Raw genomic sequence first — 3,111 nt, 5'->3', positions numbered from 1 at the left:
GACCCGGTGGGTGTCTTCGGGGACGTCTTTGATCTGCACGCTAGGCATGGCGCCATTCTGGCGCCAATGGCGCCGAAATGCAATGCTCGTCCCGCCGGTCTTGTCCCAACGCCCCGCCGCCTGCTATGGTCTGACCATTGTAATCTTTCGAGGAGCGTAGTGGTGGTCGCACCTGGCATCAGTTGTGTCCCCGACATGGTGCGGTTCTGGTCAAGCGAGACTCCGAACAAGGCCGCGTTGATCGACGGCGGTCGTGTTGTCACCTACGCTCAACTGAACGACCAATCGAACCGGATCGCCAATACGCTGATCGCGGCGAGGGTCCGGCCTGGGTCTCATATCGGTTTTCTGGGCAAGAACTCCGCGGCGTTCTTTGAGATCTGGGTTGGCGCGAACAAAGCGGGATGTGCGCTTGCGCCGCTGAACTGGCGTAGTGCAGCCGCCGAGCTGGTGGAGGTCATACAGGACGCAAATGTGTCGCTGATCTTCGCCGGCCGTGACTTCACCGAACTCGCAGAGCGGGTCCGTCAGGCGACAGAGACGGCCGTCGAGGTCGTCCCCGAAGACGAGCTAGACCAATGGTTTTCGCGTGGCGGCTCCGCAGACCCCGGCATTGCTGTGCCCGACAGCGCGACCGCCCTGCTGGGCTACACGTCAGGCACCACCGCAGCCCCCAAGGGCGTGCCGATTACGCACGGCGCCTTGATGAATTGGTTTAGTGCCGCGGCGACAGAGCCGTCGGTGAACTGGGACTCCGATGACATCGGCTTGATGATGATGCCGAACTTCCATCTGGCCGGCACGTTGGTGTCGCTGCCGGCGTTGTATCGCGGTGCGTCCTTGGCGACCCTGTCCGCGTTCGAGCCCGCAGCCTTCGTATTTGCCGTCGAGCAACACCGGCCCACCGTGACCTGCGTGGTTCCCACCGCGTTGCAGATGCTGCTGGACCACGCGTCGACCAACTCGGCTGATTTCTCATCGCTGCGCCGGATTCTCTACGCCGGTTCGCCGATCGGACAGCACACATTGCAACAAGCGCTGGAGGTGTTCGGTTGCGATTTCGTGCAGTTCTATGGGACCACGGAGACGTTCATCGTCACACTGCTGCGGCCAGAACAGCACCGCCTCGACAATCCGGACCTACTGAAGTCCTGCGGCCAACCAATGCCCGGCGTCGAGTTGCGAATAGTGGATGCGAACGGACGCGACCTGCCCGCCGGTGAGGCGGGCGAGGTCCTGGTGCGCTCACCGTGGATGTTCAGCGGCTACTGGAACAAACCCGACGCGACCGCTACCGCAATCGTCGATGGCTGGTATCACACTGGTGATGCCGGGATTCGCGACAAAGACGGCAACCTTTTCCTCGTTGACCGGCTCAAGGACATGATCGTCAGCGGCGGCGAAAATATTTACTCCGCAGAGGTCGAACGAGCTTTGGCGGCGCACCCGTCGGTGCAGTCGGTCGCCGTGGTCGGTGCCCCCGACGAAAAGTGGGGCGAACGCGTAGTGGCCTTCGTTGTCACTTATCCCGATAAGCCAGTTGACGTCTCCGATCTTGTGACGCACTGCCGCGGCCTCATCGCGGGGTACAAGGTTCCCAAGGAGATTCACCTGATGGGCGCTCTGCCGCAGACCGCCAGCGGAAAGGTGCAGAAGGCAGCTTTGCGCAAACAGCTCGAAGGCATGTCCTAAGGAGAACATTCGTGGGCTATCAATCAATATTCAAGGACGGCTTGTTCGCCGGCCAGACGGTCGTGATTACCGGCGGGGGTAGCGGCATCGGACGATGCACGGCCCACGAACTCGCCGCGCTGGGCGCCGAGGTGGCCATCGTCGGCCGCAACGCCGACAAACTCAACGCGGTGCAAGCCGAGATCCGCGACGACGGTGGGCGGGTATCCGTCCACTCCGCCGACATCCGCGACGAGGCCGCGGTGAGCGGCGTCATCGACGCGATCCTTAACGAACACGGGCGCATCGATGGGCTGTTCAACAATGCCGGCGGCCAATACCGCGCACCCCTGGAAACCATCACCACCAAGGGTTTTGAGGCGGTGGTACGCAATAACCTGACCGGCGGCTTCATCGTCATGCGTGCGGTCTACACCAAGTGGATGAAGCACCACGGCGGCGCGATCGTGAATATGATCGCCGACATCTGGCATGGCTGGCCACACTTCGCGCACTCGGCGGCTGCTCGTGGAGGCATGCTGACGCTGAGTGAGTCAGCCGCCACCGAATGGGCCGCCGCGGGCGTGCGGGTAAACACCATCGCGCCCGGCTCCATCGCATCGAGCGGTCTGGACACGTACGACAGCAAAGACACCGACTTCATCCGCAACCAGGTCGCCCACACGATTCCCTTGCAGCGCTTTGGAACCGAGGCGGAAGCCGCCGCGGCGGTGGTGTTCTTGCTGTCACCGGCCGCCAGCTTCATCACCGGGACGTGCATCCGCGTCGACGGTGGAGCTCCAAACGCCAAGCCAGGGTGGTGGGAACTGCAAGCGGTAGAGCACAACGTCCCGTTCGACGGGTTCCATCGCTCCGCGTTGCCGGCAATCCTCAACACCAACCAACCGAACTAGTTACCTCGAAAGGTCCGCAATGACAGCAAAAGTGCTCTACGACAAGCGCGGTGAGGTCGCCTACATCACCCTCAACCGCCCAGAGGTCAAGAACGCCATCGATATCGAATCCCACGAGCTGCTGTGCGATATCTGGCGCGACTTCCGTGACGACCCAGAGCTTCGCGTCGCTGTGATCACTGGGACAGGTGACGCGTTCACCGCCGGCGCTGACCTGAAAACCCATGCGCCCGAGTGGCAGACCGTCGGACCAATGGTCGGACGCGAGCGGATCGAGGATGGTCTGTGCGGGATCACCCGGGGGCCGCTGTCGCGCATCACCAAGCCCATCGTCGCCGCGATCAACGGCTGGTGCGTCGGCCACGGGGTCGAACTGGCGATGGCGTGTGACATCCGCATCGCCTCCGATCGCGCGCAGTTCGGCACCTTCGAGGTGCGTCGCGGGATGCATCCGGCCGACGGCGGCATCCCCCGTCTGGTCAACACCTGCGGTGTCGGGTTTGCGTTGGAGTTATTGCTTACCGGT

3 protein-coding genes are annotated in these 3,111 nt (G+C 62.8%); all 3 read left to right on the top strand.

From position 1 onward, the window contains the following. Positions 1-162 precede the first annotated feature (162 nt). Positions 163-1,692, top strand: coding sequence for a long-chain-fatty-acid--CoA ligase (locus VEI45_RS22560; RefSeq protein ID WP_324856751.1), 1,530 nt, complete (start codon positions 163-165; stop codon positions 1,690-1,692). A gap of 11 nt (positions 1,693-1,703) precedes the next feature. Beyond that, positions 1,704-2,585 (top strand): SDR family oxidoreductase, encoded by an 882-nt coding sequence (locus VEI45_RS22555; protein ID WP_324856750.1) that lies wholly within the window; start codon positions 1,704-1,706, stop codon positions 2,583-2,585. Between the two features lie 19 nt (positions 2,586-2,604). Beyond that, positions 2,605-3,111 (top strand): enoyl-CoA hydratase/isomerase family protein (locus VEI45_RS22550; protein WP_324856749.1); only part of this gene is annotated, 507 nt, incomplete at its 3' end.

Source organism: Mycobacterium sp. (genome assembly GCF_035623875.1).
In the GTDB taxonomy this organism is placed as follows: domain Bacteria; phylum Actinomycetota; class Actinomycetes; order Mycobacteriales; family Mycobacteriaceae; genus Mycobacterium.
This window is presented reverse-complemented; position numbering and strand designations above follow the sequence as displayed.